Origin of the sequence: Micromonospora sp. NPDC005257, from assembly GCF_042872445.1 — a bacterium.
Taxonomy (GTDB): Bacteria; Actinomycetota; Actinomycetes; order Mycobacteriales; family Micromonosporaceae; genus Micromonospora.
This window is the reverse complement of sequence record NZ_JBIAKL010000003.1, coordinates 376644-391551: the sequence shown is the minus strand read 5'-3', so window position 1 is coordinate 391551 and position 14908 is coordinate 376644. Positions and strand designations below refer to the sequence as shown.

At 73.9% G+C, this 14908-nt stretch carries 13 protein-coding genes; 4 read left to right on the top strand and 9 right to left on the bottom strand.

The window, feature by feature from the left end:
* Window positions 1-149 precede the first annotated feature (149 nt).
* The gene (locus tag ACFYO8_RS08625) at window positions 150-3380 is read left to right on the top strand and encodes an Ig-like domain-containing protein (protein ID WP_354867499.1); all 3231 of its coding nucleotides are present in this window, start codon (window positions 150-152) and stop codon (window positions 3378-3380) included.
* A 63-nt stretch (window positions 3381-3443) separates the two neighbouring features.
* Here ACFYO8_RS08625 and ACFYO8_RS08620 read toward each other — a convergent pair whose 3' ends face one another.
* The 3 genes from ACFYO8_RS08620 to ACFYO8_RS08610 all read right to left on the bottom strand — a co-directional run bounded on the left by ACFYO8_RS08620 (window position 3444) and on the right by ACFYO8_RS08610 (window position 5922).
* The gene (locus ACFYO8_RS08620; RefSeq protein ID WP_354867497.1) at window positions 3444-4490 is read right to left on the bottom strand and encodes a zinc-dependent alcohol dehydrogenase family protein; all 1047 of its coding nucleotides are present in this window, start codon (window positions 4488-4490) and stop codon (window positions 3444-3446) included.
* A gap of 212 nt (window positions 4491-4702) precedes the next feature.
* The gene (locus tag ACFYO8_RS08615) at window positions 4703-5413 is read right to left on the bottom strand and encodes a hypothetical protein (RefSeq protein WP_354867623.1); all 711 of its coding nucleotides are present in this window, start codon (window positions 5411-5413) and stop codon (window positions 4703-4705) included.
* A 5-nt stretch (window positions 5414-5418) separates the two neighbouring features.
* Window positions 5419-5922, bottom strand: coding sequence for a SigE family RNA polymerase sigma factor (locus tag ACFYO8_RS08610; protein ID WP_354867494.1), 504 nt, complete (start codon window positions 5920-5922; stop codon window positions 5419-5421).
* A 136-nt stretch (window positions 5923-6058) separates the two neighbouring features.
* Between ACFYO8_RS08610 and ACFYO8_RS08605 the strand changes: the two genes are divergently transcribed.
* The gene (locus ACFYO8_RS08605; RefSeq protein WP_354867492.1) at window positions 6059-6841 is read left to right on the top strand and encodes a DUF3152 domain-containing protein; all 783 of its coding nucleotides are present in this window, start codon (window positions 6059-6061) and stop codon (window positions 6839-6841) included.
* Between the two features lie 21 nt (window positions 6842-6862).
* Here the strand turns inward: ACFYO8_RS08605 and ACFYO8_RS08600 are convergent, their stop codons facing one another.
* The 5 genes from ACFYO8_RS08600 to ACFYO8_RS08580 form a co-directional block, all read right to left on the bottom strand.
* Window positions 6863-7690, bottom strand: coding sequence for a DUF72 domain-containing protein (locus ACFYO8_RS08600; RefSeq protein ID WP_387256922.1), 828 nt, complete (start codon window positions 7688-7690; stop codon window positions 6863-6865).
* A gap of 29 nt (window positions 7691-7719) precedes the next feature.
* Window positions 7720-8343, bottom strand: coding sequence for a hypothetical protein (locus ACFYO8_RS08595; protein WP_387256885.1), 624 nt, complete (start codon window positions 8341-8343; stop codon window positions 7720-7722).
* The gene (locus tag ACFYO8_RS08590) at window positions 8340-8669 is read right to left on the bottom strand and encodes a hypothetical protein (RefSeq protein WP_387256883.1); all 330 of its coding nucleotides are present in this window, start codon (window positions 8667-8669) and stop codon (window positions 8340-8342) included. The genes ACFYO8_RS08595 and ACFYO8_RS08590 overlap by 4 nt, the downstream gene beginning before the upstream one ends.
* Before the next feature lie 94 nt (window positions 8670-8763).
* Window positions 8764-9369, bottom strand: a complete 606-nt coding sequence (gene prfH, locus ACFYO8_RS08585; RefSeq protein ID WP_354867483.1) for a peptide chain release factor H — start codon at window positions 9367-9369, stop codon at window positions 8764-8766.
* Window positions 9366-10520: an RNA ligase RtcB family protein gene (locus ACFYO8_RS08580; protein ID WP_354867480.1), complete on the bottom strand. Its 1155-nt coding sequence runs from the start codon at window positions 10518-10520 to the stop codon at window positions 9366-9368. Before ACFYO8_RS08580 ends, prfH begins: the two co-directional genes overlap by 4 nt.
* Before the next feature lie 215 nt (window positions 10521-10735).
* Here ACFYO8_RS08580 and ACFYO8_RS08575 point away from each other — a divergent pair, with 215 nt between their 5' ends.
* Together ACFYO8_RS08575 and ACFYO8_RS08570 are read left to right on the top strand one after the other, a co-directional pair.
* Window positions 10736-11494 carry a peptidylprolyl isomerase gene (locus tag ACFYO8_RS08575; RefSeq protein ID WP_354867477.1) on the top strand — a complete coding sequence of 253 codons (759 nt, stop codon included), beginning with the start codon at window positions 10736-10738 and terminating at the stop codon, window positions 11492-11494.
* A gap of 78 nt (window positions 11495-11572) precedes the next feature.
* Window positions 11573-12550, top strand: a complete 978-nt coding sequence (locus ACFYO8_RS08570) for a DUF2804 domain-containing protein (protein WP_354867474.1) — start codon at window positions 11573-11575, stop codon at window positions 12548-12550.
* 78 nt (window positions 12551-12628) lie between these two features.
* Here the strand turns inward: ACFYO8_RS08570 and ACFYO8_RS08565 are convergent, their stop codons facing one another.
* Window positions 12629-14890 (bottom strand): catalase, encoded by a 2262-nt coding sequence (locus tag ACFYO8_RS08565; RefSeq protein ID WP_387256882.1) that lies wholly within the window; start codon window positions 14888-14890, stop codon window positions 12629-12631.
* Window positions 14891-14908 lie beyond the last annotated feature (18 nt).

The following is a 14908-nucleotide window of genomic DNA, read 5'->3' as shown; positions in this document are numbered from 1 at the left end:
TGGCCGGAATTGATGGCGACCGGTCGATTACCGGTGCGGCGTGTATCGCGAGAGGTCTCTGCCTCCTACGGTGACGTCCGGCACGCGGACGGAGGGGACTCGGGAATCACCCGGGAGGGCCGTCCCGGCGGACAGGGAGAGTTGACTCGATGCGAGTTTGGCTTCGCGCGATGTCGGTGGTCGCCGCCGGCGCGGTCGTGGTGGCGGGAGTACCGGCGCTGGCCGGCACCGTCGTCGTGCGGGACGCCGGCGTGGCCGGCCAGACCGGCGCCCAGGCGACGGGCGGCAGCGCCGCGCTCGGCGCCGCGCGTACCACCGCGACCCGTGCGCTGGTCACCCCCGGGGACACCCGGCTGATGCCGACCACGCCCCGCACCGACACGCCGCGGATCACCAACGGCGAGATCACCGACATCGAGGTGATCGGCAACCGCGTCTTCATCGCCGGCACGTTCACCTCGATCGCGAACGTCGGCGGGTCCGCGATCGCGCAGAAGTCCCTGGCGTCGTACAACCTGGACACCGGCAAGGTGGACACCGGGTTCAAGCCGGTCATCGACGGCGCGGTCGCCGCGGTGGAGGCGTCGCCGGACGGGTCGTCGCTCTACATCGCCGGCTCGTTCAACACGATCAACGGCGTGGCCAAGCGCAAGATCGCCCGGCTGAACCCGGCCACCGGCGCGCCGGTCGCCGCGTTCACCGCCACCGCGAACGCGCGGGCCACCGCCCTCGCGGTCAGCGGCAACGCCGTCTACGTGGGCGGCCAGTTCGCCACCGTCAACGGGGTCAGCCGCAGCGGCCTGGCCGCGCTCAACCCCACCACCGGCGCCGTCGACACCGGCTTCGACCTGCCGCTCACCGGCGGCATCGGCGTCGGCGGCATGCTCACCGTGCAGCAGCTCAAGCTCACCCACGACCGCAGCAAGCTGCTGGTCGTGCACACGGGCCGCCAGATCGCCGGCCAGGACCGCTACGGCGTCGCCCTCATCGGTACGGCCGGCAAGGCGCTGCTGCCGTGGCGTACCCGGCTGTGGGAGGACAACCTCTCCTTCGTCGGCGGCATCCAGCGGGTCTTCGCCGGCGACATCGCGCCGGACGACTCGTACTTCGTCGTCACCAGCGGCTCCGGCGGCGACCGTCCGCCGATCAACGACACCGCCATCGCGTATCCGCTGACCGGTAACGACAACGTCGAGCCGCTCTGGATCTCCCGGCACTTCGACAGCATCTACTCGGTGGCGATCACCGACACCGCCGTCTACGTCGGCGGGCACTTCAGCTGGCAGGAGTCGCCCACCTCGAACGTGCCGTGGCCCGGCCTGGACAACGTCGGCTACGGCACCGGCCAGGGGCTCAGCGGCTACGGCCTCGGCGACCAGGTGGTCCGCCGCGACCACCTCGGCGCGCTCGACCCGCTCACCGGCACCGCGCTGGAGTGGAACCCCGGCTCCAACTCCTACGAGGGCGAGAAGGCGATGCTCGCCACCTCGCGCGGCCTGCTCGTCGGCGGCGACGGCAACGTCAAGGGCGGCAAGACCACCGGCCGGGTGGCCTTCTTCGACCTCTCCAAGGAGCCCGCGCCGGCGCCGCTGGACACCACTGTCACCACGCCGATCGAGGGCGCGGTGAAGCCGGCCGGCGAGTCGTTCACCATCAGCGGCCAGGCGCTCGCCCCGGCCGGCGTGGCCCGGGTCCAGCTGGAGATCCAGGATCGCAACAGCGGCAAGTACCTCCAGGCCGACCTGACCACCTGGGGCGCGTTCAAGGCGATCAACACGACTGTGGCCGCGCCGAACGCGACCTCCACCACGTGGAGCCTGCCGGTGACGCTGCCGGCCGGGGTCTACCAGTTGCAGGCCAAGACGTTCGACCGTAACGGGGCCGGCGACACCACCAAGGCGGTCAAGAAGATCGAGGCGTTCCGCTTCGACGACCTGCCGCCGACGACCCGGATCAGCTCGCCGTCGGCGGGCCTGGTCGCCACGCAGACGTTCGTGGCCTCCGGCACCGCCACCGACGACAAGGGCGTCAACTCGCTGATCTACTCGTTCCGCACCCTGGACAACAGGTACCTCCAGGACGACGGCACCGTCGCCGCCGTCTACAACACCTTCCGGGGCGAGCCGGACGTGATCGGCGCGACGTCCACCACCTGGCAGTACGAGGTCACCCTGCCGACCGAGGGCCAGTGGAAGATGACCGCCACCGCCGTCGACACGACCGGCCAGAGTGACCTGCGCGGCGACAACCGGGACTGGACCGTCTCGGCCACCGGCGTACCGCCGACCGTGGCGATCACCTCGCCGGTGGCGATGACCCCGCCGGGCAACGCCGCGCCGTTCACCGTCGCGCCCGGCGGCACCGTCACGTTCTCCGGTACGGCGCGTGACGACGACGCCCTGAAGTCGGTCGAGATCTACCTGCGCAACAACACCACCCGCGAGGCCCTCGCCAGCGACGGCACGTGGGGCGCCGACTCGATCGCCGGCTACCACCGGATCTCGCCGGCCAACCTCGACGCCGCGACGTTCGACTGGTCGTTCACCACGGTGCCGCTCACCCCCGGTGTCTACGACTTCCGGGTACGGGCGACCGACAAGCTCGGCCTGACCACGTCCAGCAACAACATGGGCCGGCTCACGGTCACCGCCCAGGTGCCCGGCGACGCCTTCCCGAACGGGCTGCTCAGCTTCACCGGCACCAACCAGGACATCGACCAGCTGCACCTGGACCTGACCGGCACCGCCACCGACGACAAGGGCGTCCGGGCGGTCCGGATCGCACTGCGCGACCTGGACACCGGCCGGTACGTGCAGCCCAACGGCACCATGGCCGCCGCGTTCGCCACCGTCGACGCCACGCTCGCCTCGCCCGGTGCGACGAGCACCCCGTTCACGCTCTCGATCAACCTGCCCGCGCGGGGCACGTACAGCGTGGAGGCGTGGGCCGTGGACACCGCGGGCCAGCAGGACAACTCGACAAGCGGCGCCACCGCCCGCTACCTCGTCTACCCGGGTGACACCGACCCGACGCTGGAGCCGAGCATCACGCCGGTCGAGGGTCAGGCGTACACCGGCGGCCGGATCGTGATCACCGGCCGGGCGGTGGACGACGGCGGGATGCAGAAGGTCGAGGTGCAGATCGGCAACAGCGCCGGTCAGGGCATGAATTCCGCCGGCACGTTCGGCCGGGCGGGCGCGCCGACCGGCTGGCCGTGGATCGCCACGTTCCTCACCAGCCCGGGATCGCCGGGGTCGAACTTCGCGTACACGTCGCCGGTGATCCCGGCCGGCACGTACACGGTGACGATCCGCGGCATGGACAACCGCGGGCAGTACCAGCAGCCGCCGCGTACCGTCACGGTGACCGTCACCGACTGACGGGCGGGCATCGCGGGCCGGTCCGCGCCGGGTCCTCCCGGCGCCGGGCCGGCCCGCTCTGGCTCAGGGCCGGATCAGGCACATCCCGGCGCCGGCCGGGTGGTCCATCGTGGCGAGTGCCTCCGGCACGGCGGCCAGGTCGATGGTGCGGGTGACCAGCTCGGCGGGGCGCAGCACCCCGGCGGTGACCAGCCGCAGCATCTCCGGGTACGCGTGCGCCGGCATGCCGTGGCTGCCCCGCAGCTCCAGCTCGTACGCGATCACCAGGTCCATCGGCAGCGCGGGCCGGCCCCGCGCTGCGGGCAGCAGCCCGACCTGCACGTGCCGGCCGCGCCGGCGCAGGCCCTCGATCGACGCCACGCAGGTGGCGTGACTGCCCAGCGCGTCCAGCGAGAGATGGGCGCCCCCTCCGGTGGCGTCCCGGATCGCGGCGGCCACCTCGCCCGGACCGTCGAGCGCGCTCGCGTCCAGGCAGACCGCGGCGCCGCTGCGGCGGGCCAGCTCCAGCGCGGCGGGCGAGACGTCCACGGCCACCACCCGCGCGCCGCTCGCCGCCGCGACCATGACGGCGGACAGGCCGACGCCCCCGCAGCCGTGCACCGCCACCCACTCGCCCGCCGCCACGCGGCCCTGCGCGACGACCGCCCGGAACGCGGTGGCGAACCGGCAGCCGAGCGCGGCGGCGGCCGTCTCGTCCAGCTCGTCCGGCAGCCGGACCAGGTTGACGTCGGCGTGCCGCACCGCGACCAACTCGGCGAACGAGCCCCATCCGGTGAAGCCCGGCTGGGTCTGCCGCTCGCAGACCTGCTGGTCGCCGGCCAGGCACGAGGGACACCGCCCGCACGCGCAGACGAACGGCACGGTCACCCGGTCGCCGGACCGCCAGCCGCGTACGTCAGCGCCGACAGCCACGACGACACCGGCGAACTCGTGCCCCGGCACGTGCGGCGGGCGGATGTCCGGGTCGTGGCCCTGCCAGCCGTGCCAGTCACTGCGGCACAGGCCGGTCGCGCCGACCCGGACGACCACCCCGTCCGGCGCCGGCGCCGGATCGTCCACCTCCCGGACCTCCGGCCGAACCCCGAACTGCTCGAACACCACAGCACGCATGCCCCGATCCTCACACCCACCCCGCTCCCCTCCCGAACCCGTCCCGCCCTCCGGCTCTCCGGCTCTCCGCGATCTTGCACTTGTGGCCCAGCAGATGTCGCGAATGTCCGGCCTGCCCGGGCAGAAAGTGCAAGATCGTCGGGAGGTGGAGTCCGGTCCGCCGTTGCCCGCCGCAAGCTCCTTGATCACCGGGGCGAGGGGGGCGGAGGGGACTACAGGCGGCGGTTCTGGGGATCGTGGGCGGTGATGCCGTCCAGGGGGGTGCCGGGGGTGAGCGTCCTCGGGTCGAACCAGAAGATCACCACCTGTGGGTCCTCGCTCCACCGGACCAGCTTCGCCTCGACCTGCCGGCCGTCGACCGTCCCGACGATGCGTGCCGCCGGGCCGACGAAGTAGCCGAACGTCGGCACCGGCGCGTCGGCGGGCACCCGCTGCTGGTCGTACCCGATCTCGTGGAACCCCGACCGGCGGTCGCTGCCGGACACGTCGTTGACCAGGAAGTCGGAGGTCAGGCGCCCGCCCGGTGTGCGCCGGCCGGCGACCAGGCCGATCGTCACGCGCGGCAGTTCCGGAACGTCGAGCGGGACCATGAAGAACACACGCTCGTCGGCACCGTACCGGATGCCGCTGCCCACGACGGTCCCGAGCGGTCGCGGCGGCGCCTCGGTCGGTTCGGCGGTCGGCGTGGGTGAGGCCGTGCGGGCGGGCGCGGCGGCGGTCGGCTCCCCGGCCGGGGCGTGCGGCGGGCCGGGCCGCGTCGCCACGGCGTCGACGCCGACGACCACCGCGATCACCGCCGCCGCCGCGATTCCGGCGCCGATCCGGCGGCGGCGGCGCAGCCGGCGTCCCCGGCGCATGATGTCGGCGATGTCCAGTCCGTCGGCCCGCTCGGCCGCCCGCATCGCGCGGCGTAGCTCGTCCATCTCGGTCACCGGCACGTCTCCCGCGGTCGCGGCGCGGCCAGCCCGGCGGTGCGCAGCTTCTCCAGCGCCCGGGACGCGGTGCTCTTGACGGTGCCGACCGACACGTCGAGTTCGCGTGCCACCTGGGCCTCCGGCAGGTCGAAGTAGTGACGTAGGACGACGACGGCGCGTTCGCGCGCGGTGAGTGTGCCGAGCGCGGTGACCAGCCACCGCCGGGTGGCCACCTCCTCGGCCAGGTCGCCGCCGTGCCGCTCCGGCAGGTCGTCGCTCGGGTATTCGCGGATCGGCCGTCGCCAGGTGTCGACGAGGTGGTTCACCAGCACCGACCGGGCGTATCCGTACGGGTCGCCGTTGCGGATCCGGGACCAGGACGCGTACGTGCGCACCAGCGCGGTCTGTGCGGCGTCCTCGGCGTGGTGGTGGTTGCCGGTCATGAGGAAGGCGGCGTGCGTCAGCCGCGCGGAGGACGCCCGCGCGAACTCGACGAACTCCGCATCACCCCGGGCCATGCCGGCCCTCTGCACCTCTCACCTCGACCAGGACGTGCGAGGCGGGCAAAAGGTTGAGCCCTCGCCGGACCAACTTTCGCGACGGATCACCCGTCCTCATCGCTGCGCCCGAGACCGGGCGGTGAGGGGAGACGAGATGACCGGGACCGTGGACCGGACGCGCGGCGGCGCGACCATCACCCTGCTGGCGTTGCTGGCCGGCTGCGTGCCGGCCGCGGCGGACCAGCCCGCCACCGCACCGGCCGGCCCGCCCGCCGTCACACCGGTGGCGACCACGGCCGCGCCCGCCCGCGCCCGGCCGGCGTCGATCGGCTATCCCGCCGAGGGCGACAACAAGTGGCGGTTCGCCGCCGCCGAGCCGGCCGGCTCCGGGGGTACGGGCCGCCTGATGCGCTACCGGGTGGCGGTGGAGCGGGACATCACCGGCCTGTCGGCGGCCGAGTTCGCGGCGCAGGTCACCGCCATCCTCGCCGGCCCGGGTGGCTGGACGACCGACGGACGGCTCACCCTGCGTCGCGTCGGCGCACGCGGACCCGCCGACTTCACCGTCCACCTCGCCACCCCCGGCACGCGCGACGACCTGTGCCAGGGCGGGCCGGACCGGTACACGTCCTGCCGTAACGGGAGCCGGGTGGTGGTGAACGTGGCCCGCTGGGTGCGCGGCGCACCGGCCTACGGCAGCGACCTCGCCGCGTACCGGCGGTACGTGGTCAACCACGAGGTCGGTCACCGCCTCGGCCACGGTCACGAACGCTGCCCGGGGCGGGGCCGGCCGGCGCCGGTGATGCAGCAGCAGACGCTCGGCCTGCACGGCTGCACCCCGAACCCGCTGCCGTTCCTGCGCGGCGAGCGGTACGCGGGACCGTCCGGCGTGTACGACGACCGGGTGCCCCCGCCCGAGGGCGGCCGTCCGGGCTGACCGGGCGATCCCGTCCGGCGCTCAGAACAGCGTGGCCGGGCCGACCGGCTCCGGTTCCGGCAGCGGCGCGAGCCCGGGCACCCGCGCGCGGACCTGGTCGTGGAAGCGGCGGGCCAGCTCGAGGGCGTCCGCGTTGTCCGGCGTGTGCACGAACACTGTCGGCGAGCGGCCCTCGCGCAGCCAGCCGGTCACCACGTCCAGCCACGGCTGCCAGCCCTCGACGGTGCGGGCCGGGTCGTCGCGGCCCAGGTAGCGCACGATCGGCCGGTCGGTCAGCGCCCGGGTGCGCAGCGGCAGGCGCGGTTTGCGCGTCCACGCCTCCCGTTCCGCGTCGCTCGTCGGCGGCGTCCGGAAGAACGCTGTGGTGTCGAACGGGATCCATTCGGCGCCGGCGCGGTGCAGCGTCGCCTCCAGCGCGTGTGCCGCACCGGGCTCGGTGAAGAAGGCGGGGTGGCGGACCTCGACGGCGTACCTGTGGGTGGTGGGCAGCGTGCGCAGGAACCGGTCGAGGTCGGGCACGTCACCGGGGCCGAACGAGCCGGGCAACTGGATCCAGAGCGAGTCCGCCCGGTGGCCGAACGGCTCGATCGCGTGCAGGAACGCCCGCAGTTCCGCCTCGCCGCCGGTGAGCCGGCGCTCGTGGGTGACCACCTTCGGCAGCTTCGGCAGGAAACGGAAGCCCGGGCCGGTCTGCTCGGCCCAGGACGCCACCGTCGCCCGGGCCGGGGTCGCGTAGAACGTGGTGTTTCCCTCCACCGCGTCGCACCACCTGGCGTACGCGCGCAGCCGCTCGTGCGCGGGCAGCGGGTGCGGCAGGAAGCGGCCGGACCAGGATCTGTGCGTCCACATGGCACAGCCGACGTGCAGGCGCGTCCCGGTCACCGGTAGGGCCAGTTCGTCGATCCGCCGCCTAGCCGCGCCTCCCGGTTCCACTTCCGGGTGAGGTACAGCGCGAGGCAGCCGAGACCGGCCAACACCGGTGCGAGCAGCATGAGCAGCAGTCCGGTGGCGAGCCGGAAGCTGTCAGTCTGGATGCCCTTGGCGGTGGTCAGCGCGAACGCCTCCGCGCCGTCACCGGTGCAGCTCACGAAGTCGGTCTCCATCCAGGTGAGCCCGCCGGTGACCAGCACCGGAGTGAACTCGTCGCCGCGGTCGCGCATCACCGCCGCGGTCCCCTCGGGCCGGGCCCCGGTCAGCTCCTTGCTCCGCTGCTCGCCGGTGGTGTAGACCCGGCTCTTCGCGGTGCACCGGACGGTCGCCGGGTCCACAGTGGCCGGGGTGGCGAGGATCAGGATGTTGCCGGGACGTACGCCGGTGTCACTCACCTTGATCTCCGCGCCGGGGGCGAACTCGGCGTCGGCGGAGAAGGTCGACGCGGCCGCGAACGGACCCGTCTGGGTCAGCAGGGCCAGGCCGAGGAGGCCGGCCAGCAGGAACCCGCCCCCGCCGACGAAGATCCACATCGCGACCACGGCGCGGAAGCGCCGCACCAGCCCGTTCACTGGACGCGGTCCATGTCGCAGGCGCCCTCGGTGACCTGGCCGGGGTCGTCGGAGTACACGCTGTACCTGGCGTCCGGCACCGACAGTTGCACGCAGAGCGACGACGCGTCGTTGTTCGTGACGAACGTGACGACGCCGACGCCGTCGTAGTCCCCGATCGACAGATCGCTGACGCCTCGGGGGAACTGCCCGGCCTCCTGCTTGATCGACACGGCCTCGCGCATCGCGTCCCGGAGGTAGGTCTCGGGATCGGTGCCGGCGTCCCCGCCGCAGGAGGCGAGCGAGAGCGCCAGTGCCGCCACCAGACCGGTCCTTCTCCGTCGCATCCGTCCTCCTCGCGCCTCACGTCGGCGGGCCGGGGCCGCCCGGTCGCCGCGCCCACGGTAGCCGGACCGGTCAGCGACGACGGATCGGGCCGCGTCAGGGCCGCTCCACCCGTACCGGGTCGCCGCGCACGAGGTCGTCGTGGACGCGCCAGCGGGCGTCGACGCCCGCCCGCCGGGCCGCCTCGTCGTCGTCGGCGATCCGCTGCCGCAGCAGCTCGACGGCGATCCGGCGGTTGAGGTGCAGGTGCCGTTCGGTGTCCACCACCACCGTCCGGCCCGACGGGCGGTGCGTGGCCCGGACGGCTGTGCTCGCCTTGTTGCGGTGCTGACCGCCCGGCCCGCCGGTGCGGCACGGCACGAACTCGACGTCGGCCTCGTGGAACGGCGTGACCACCACGTCGGTCCGGCAGGGCTGTGCGGTGACGTACCAGTTCTTGCGGCCGTGACCCGTCCGGTACGGGCTGGGCGCCTGCCAGCAGAGCGTGCCGGTCCACCCGGCCGCGAACGCCTCCGCCCCGGCGCCGGTGATCCGGAGCAGCACCGACCGGTAGGTGCCGGCCCGGTCGCCGGGCACCGTCTCGACCCGGTCGGTACGCAGGCCGCGCCGGGTCGCCTCGCCCTCCAGGCGGGACAGCAGCCGGGCGAGGGCCCACGCGCACTCGGCGGGTCCGCGCCCGGCGGACAGCAGCAGCTCGGTCACCGCCGACCCTTCCGGCGCTCGTCACGACGGCCGGCGTCCGGCGTCTTGTAGGTGACCAGCGGAACCGTGGTGGTGATCGGCGTGGCCAGGTCGTGCGCCACCAGGTCGCCGATCACCTGCTCGATGCGCTTGTACGCGGTGGGCGCCTCCTCGAACAGCAACTGCCGGTCGCCGCACACCACCACCGAGCCGACCGGTGTACGCCGCAGCTCCTCGACGGTGTGCCTGGCCCGGCCCCGGCGCAGCGCGTCGGCGCGGGACATCTTGCGCCCGGCGCCGTGCGCCACCGAGTAGCCGGCGTCCGGTCCGGCGTGCGCGGCCACGAGGTAGGAGGGCGTGCCACGGGTGCCGGCGATCAGCACGTCCCGGCCGTCGCCCGGGGCCGCGCCCTTGCGGTGCAGGTAGTGTCCGTCGCGGATCTCGACCAGGTTGTGGCACTGGTCGACGACCGGTTCGGTGGGCTCGGCGCCGAGCGCGTACGCGACCCGCGCGGCCAGCAGCCGCCGGTTGAGCGAACCCCACCGCACGGCCGCGTCGTGCCGGGCCAGGTAGGCGTCCGGGTCGGGCGCGGGGCCGGCGCCGTGCGTCTCGGTGTGCTCGCGCAGGATCCGCTCGCCCAGCCCGCGTGACCCGGAGTGCACCACGAGCACCAGGTCACCGGCGTCCAGCCCGAGCCGCGCGGCGTGCTCCGGCGCGAGGACCGGCCCGACGCGGGCCAGCTCGACGAAGTGGTTGCCGCGCCCGACCGTGCCGAGGCCGTCCAGGTGGCCGGCCGGCACGTCGCCGTCCAGCACCGACCAGGCCGGGTCGTCGGCGTCCCGGTCCGGGTCGAGCGCCCGGTCCAGGTCGGGGAACCGGGCCGCGAGCCGTTCCGGTACGGCCCGGCGCAGCGCGATCGGGAACACCGCGATGCCGCAGCCGATGTCGGAGCCGACCAGGAACGGGTAGAGCACCGTCGAGGACATCGCGGCGCCGATCGGCGCGCCCTTGCCGGGGTGCAGGTCCGGCATGGCGGCCACGTGCGCCATGCCGTCCAGGGCGGCGACCTGACGGCACTGGTCGAGCGCGGCGGACTCGATCCAGCTGCCGGGAGAGGAGAAGACGGAGACGGTGGCGGGCACGACGGCCCGCCCGGAGGGGTACGCGGACACAGACGCTCGTTTCTGCGGAAAGAGAGGCGGGAACGGCAGGCGGCGATGGCCTGCGAGCTGGGGTGCGGTCCGTCAGAACGTCATGCGCTCAGCCTCCCGGAGGCGGCCGCGGGGCGGCAACCGACTTTCGACAGGCGACGCGTTCACGTCGACATCGCCGCACCCGCTCCATAGACTCCGGTCGTTCTGGTACCACGAGTCCAGGGAGGACCACCGTGTCGAGCGAAACCCGAACGCACGCCGCCTTACCCCTGCTGGCCCGCCTCGCCGGGGTGAGCGTGGCCGCCGCGGCGCTGGTCGCCAGCGCCGGTGTGGCCGCAAGCGCGGCGCCGCCCGCCGACCCCGCGCCGACCAAGGGCCCGTGTGCGTACACGCCCACGCCGGACGAGCCGGCCGCCCGTCCGGTGCCGCTGCCGCCGGACCCGCGCCGCACGCCGGACCGGGGCACCGTTCGGGTCACGCTGCGCACCAACCAGGGACCGATCGGGCTGACGCTGGACCGCGAACAGGCGCCGTGCACCGTGCAGAGCTTCCTGCACCTGGTCCGCAAGCACTTCTACGACCGGACGCCCTGCCACCGGCTCACCGCGTACCCGACGCTGACCGTGCTCCAGTGCGGCGACCCGTCCGGCACCGGCGAGGGCGGCCCGGGCTACCGCTACCGCGACGAGCTGCCCACCGACCTGCCGCCCGCGCCGACCGACCCGACCGGTGTACGCCGCCTGTACGCGCGCGGCACCCTCGCCATGGCCAACGCCGGCCCGGACACCAACGGCAGCCAGTTCTTCCTGGTCCAGGCCGACTCGGCGCTGCGCCCCAACTACACGGTGTTCGGCCAGGTCGACGCGGCCGGGCTGGCCACGCTGGACCGGATCTCGGCCGGCGGCATCGCGCCCACGCCGGAGGACCCGGCTCCGGTCGACGGCGCCCCGGCGGTGCCGGTGGAGATCTGCCGCGCCAAGCAGGGACGCTGACGCGACGGCCCGGCGGGACGGCCGCCGGGCCGCCCAGGCCGCCCGCCGGGCCCGCGTCGTCGCCGGTAACCTGCGGCGATGACGCATGAGCGGGAGATCACCGAGCCGGTCGACCTGTGCCGGCCGGACGGGCGGTTGAACCCGGACGCGGTCGGCTGGAGCCGCCGGCCCCTGCACCGGGCGAACCTGCGCGGCTGGGGCCGGGCCAAGCGGTGGGAGCACTGGGGCGTGGTCACCCCGACGCACATCCTCGGCCTGGTCGCGTCGTCGCTGGACTACGCCGGGGTGCAGAGCCTCTACCTGCTCGACCGGGCCACCGGTCGGGAGACGACGGCGGAGGCGGTGGTGCCGCTGGCCCGGGGCACGGCGCTGCCTCCGGTCAGCGGCGCCGGACCGGTCCGGGCCCGGGGCGGGAAGCTCGCCATCGCCGTGGACCAGGGCCCGGACGGCAGTACGGTGCGGGCCGGCGCGCCCGGTGTCGAGGTGGACCTGACCGTGCCGCTGCCGCCGGGGCACGAGTCGCTGGGCGTGGTGGTGCCGTGGAGCACCCGCCGGTTCCAGTACACGGTCAAGGACATCGGCCGGCCGGTGCACGGCACGATCACCGCCGACGGCACGGCGTACCCGGTGGGGGAGGGGTCGTACGCGGCGCTCGACCACGGCCGGGGCAAGTGGCGGTACGCGGTGCGGTGGAACTGGGCGGCCGGCAGCGGACCGGGCCGGTCGATCCAGCTCGGCGGCAAGTGGACCGACGGCACCGGCTCGACCGAGAACGCCGTCTTCGTGGACGGGCGGCTGCACAAGATCGGCGCTGACCTGACCTGGTCGTACGACCGGGCCGACTGGCTTCGGCCGTGGCGGATCACCGGCGACCGGGTGGACGTGACGTTTCACCCGTTCCACGAGCGGGTGGCGCGTACCAACCTGCTCGTGCTGGCCGGGGAGACGCATCAGTGCTTCGGGCACTTCACCGGCTGGGCGGCCACCGACGACGGCGAGCGTGTGGACCTGGACGGCCTGACCGGCTGGGCCGAGGAGGCCCGCAACCGCTGGTGACGGCGGGCGACGGCTCCGGGGGCGCGCAGCGGCGTGGGGCGGCCCCGGATCCGGGACCGCCCCACGCCGGGGACTCGATCAGGCGACCGAGGCCGGGAACCGCTCCCAGACCCGGTGCGCCGCCATCAGCCGCTGCACCTCGGCGAGCACCTCGGTGCCGGAACCACCGGTGACCACGCCGGGCGTGCCGGTGACACCGGCCTGGTTCAGCACCTCGGCACCCGCGCCCCAGGCGCCGATCACCTTGGCGTGCCGCCACGCCTCCTCGACCAGCAGCAGGACCCGCGGGTCGACGGTGGCCGAGCCCGCCGCGCCGGCCTTGGCGTCGCGGGCCGGCAGCGCGTCCGGCGCCGGGGCCGGCGCGCCGGCCAGCAGCACCACGTCGAACTCGACCGAGCGGCCGGTGGCGAACGTGCGCTGCACCGGCAGCCCGTCGACGGTGCCGCCGTGCGCGGCGATCAGCAGCGGCACCATGCCGGCGGCGAACACCTCCCGGCGCACCTCGTGCACGTCGTCCAGGGCACCCTCGGCGTCGACCACGATGCCGACCATCCGGCCGTCGGCCGGCCACTCGCGGCCCACCTGGGACAGCGCCGGGCTGGGCTGCACCTCGGCGAGCGGAACGGTCGGCTGCGGCACGGGCAGGCCCAGGCCGATCGCCACCTGCTCGCACAGCACCGGGTCCACGTTCGCCAGGCACTGGAGCTGCCGCTCCTTGATCGCCTGGTGGTAGCACTTGCCCAGCTCGAACGTGTACGCCCGGATGATGTGCTCCTTCTCCACCGGCGACATGCTCTGCCAGAACAGGCGTACCTGGCTGTAGTGGTCGTCGAAGGAGGCCGGCGAGGCCCGCACCTTCGGCGCCTCGGCCACCGTCACCGGCGTGTCCACGAACGCGTGCTCGCGGTCGCCGGCCGGGAACGGGTTGCCGCCGTCGAGCGAGTTCGGCCGGTACGGCGCCACGCCCGCGTGCACCGCGTGCTGGTGGAAGCCGTCACGGAACATGTCGTTGACGTCGGCGTGCGGCCGGTTGATCGGGATCTGGGTGAAGTTCGGCCCGCCGAGGCGGGTGAGCTGCGTGTCCACGTACGAGAAGAGGCGGCCCTGCAACAGCGGGTCGTTGGTGACGTCGATGCCCGGCGGCAGGTGCCCGACGTGGAACGCCACCTGCTCGGTCTCGGCGAAGAAGTTGCGCGGCGTCTTGTCGAGGGTGAGCTTGCCGATCGGCTGCACCGGCGCCAGCTCCTCCGGCACGATCTTCGTCGGGTCGAGCAGGTCGATCCCGGCGAACGTCTCCTCCGGCGTGTCCGGGAAGACCTGGATGCCCAGCTCCCACTCCGGGTACGCGCCGGCCTCGATCGCGTCGTACAGGTCGCGGCGGTGGTAGTCCGGGTCGATGCCGCCGATGAGCTGCGCCTCCTCCCAGGTCAGGGAGTGCACGCCCAGCTTCGGCTTCCAGTGGAACTTGACCAGCACCGTCGCCCCGGCCTCGTTGACCAGGCGGAACGTGTGCACACCGAAGCCCTCCATGGTCCGGTAGGACCGCGGGATGCCCCGGTCGGACATGTTCCACATGGTGTGGTGCTGCGCCTCGGTGTGCAGCGAGACGAAGTCCCAGAACGTGTCGTGGGCGCTCTGCGCCTGCGGGATCTCCCGGTCCGGGTGCGGCTTGCCGGCGTGGATGACGTCCGGGAACTTGATCGCGTCCTGGATGAAGAAGACCGGGATGTTGTTGGCGACCAGGTCGAACGTGCCCTCGTCGGTGTAGAACTTGGTGGCGAAGCCGCGGGTGTCGCGGACCGTGTCGGCCGAGCCGCGCGAGCCCAGCACCGTGGAGAAGCGGACGAAGACCGGCGTCTCGCGGCCCTTCTTCAGGAACCCGGCCCGGGTCACCTCCTCGGCGGTGCCGTACGCCACGAACGTGCCGTGCGCGCCCGCGCCCCGGGCGTGCACCACCCGCTCCGGGATCCGCTCGTGGTCGAAGTGGGTGATCTTCTCCCGCAGGTGGTGGTCCTGAAGCAGGACCGGGCCGCGCGGGCCGGCCTTGAGCGAGTGGTCCGTGTCCCGCAGCCGGGCCCCGTTGGCGGTGGTCAGGTACGCGCCCTGCTGCCCCTTGGCGATCTTCGGCACGCCGGTCTCGGCGCCGGTCGGGGTCCGGGTGTCCGGCGCGCCCTGCTCGGCCTTGGGCGGCAGTGGCCCGTGCGGCGTGGTCGGTTCCTCCAGCGGCGGGGGCGCGCTGCCGGGAGCGCCCGGCACGTCCGGAGTCAGCGCGTCGCCGACCTTCTCGACGGCGGCTTCGACGACACCCTTGACGATCTGGGCGGGCTTGCTGGATTCCATCAGGACCTGTCCTCCTAC

What these genes read in the sequence shown, in the direction of transcription:
- ACFYO8_RS08605 (WP_354867492.1), top strand. Translation starts at nt 6,059, where the DNA reads ATGACCGGGACCGTGGACCGGACGCGCGGCGGCGCGACCATCACCCTG.
- ACFYO8_RS08625 (WP_354867499.1), top strand. Translation starts at nt 150, where the DNA reads ATGCGAGTTTGGCTTCGCGCGATGTCGGTGGTCGCCGCCGGCGCGGTC.
- ACFYO8_RS08610 (WP_354867494.1), bottom strand. Translation starts at nt 5,922, where the DNA reads ATGGCCCGGGGTGATGCGGAGTTCGTCGAGTTCGCGCGGGCGTCCTCC.
- ACFYO8_RS08565 (WP_387256882.1), bottom strand. Translation starts at nt 14,890, where the DNA reads ATGGAATCCAGCAAGCCCGCCCAGATCGTCAAGGGTGTCGTCGAAGCC.
- ACFYO8_RS08620 (WP_354867497.1), bottom strand. Translation starts at nt 4,490, where the DNA reads ATGCGTGCTGTGGTGTTCGAGCAGTTCGGGGTTCGGCCGGAGGTCCGG.
- ACFYO8_RS08590 (WP_387256883.1), bottom strand. Translation starts at nt 8,669, where the DNA reads ATGCGACGGAGAAGGACCGGTCTGGTGGCGGCACTGGCGCTCTCGCTC.
- ACFYO8_RS08615 (WP_354867623.1), bottom strand. Translation starts at nt 5,413, where the DNA reads ATGGACGAGCTACGCCGCGCGATGCGGGCGGCCGAGCGGGCCGACGGA.
- ACFYO8_RS08600 (WP_387256922.1), bottom strand. Translation starts at nt 7,690, where the DNA reads ATGTGGACGCACAGATCCTGGTCCGGCCGCTTCCTGCCGCACCCGCTG.
- ACFYO8_RS08570 (WP_354867474.1), top strand. Translation starts at nt 11,573, where the DNA reads ATGACGCATGAGCGGGAGATCACCGAGCCGGTCGACCTGTGCCGGCCG.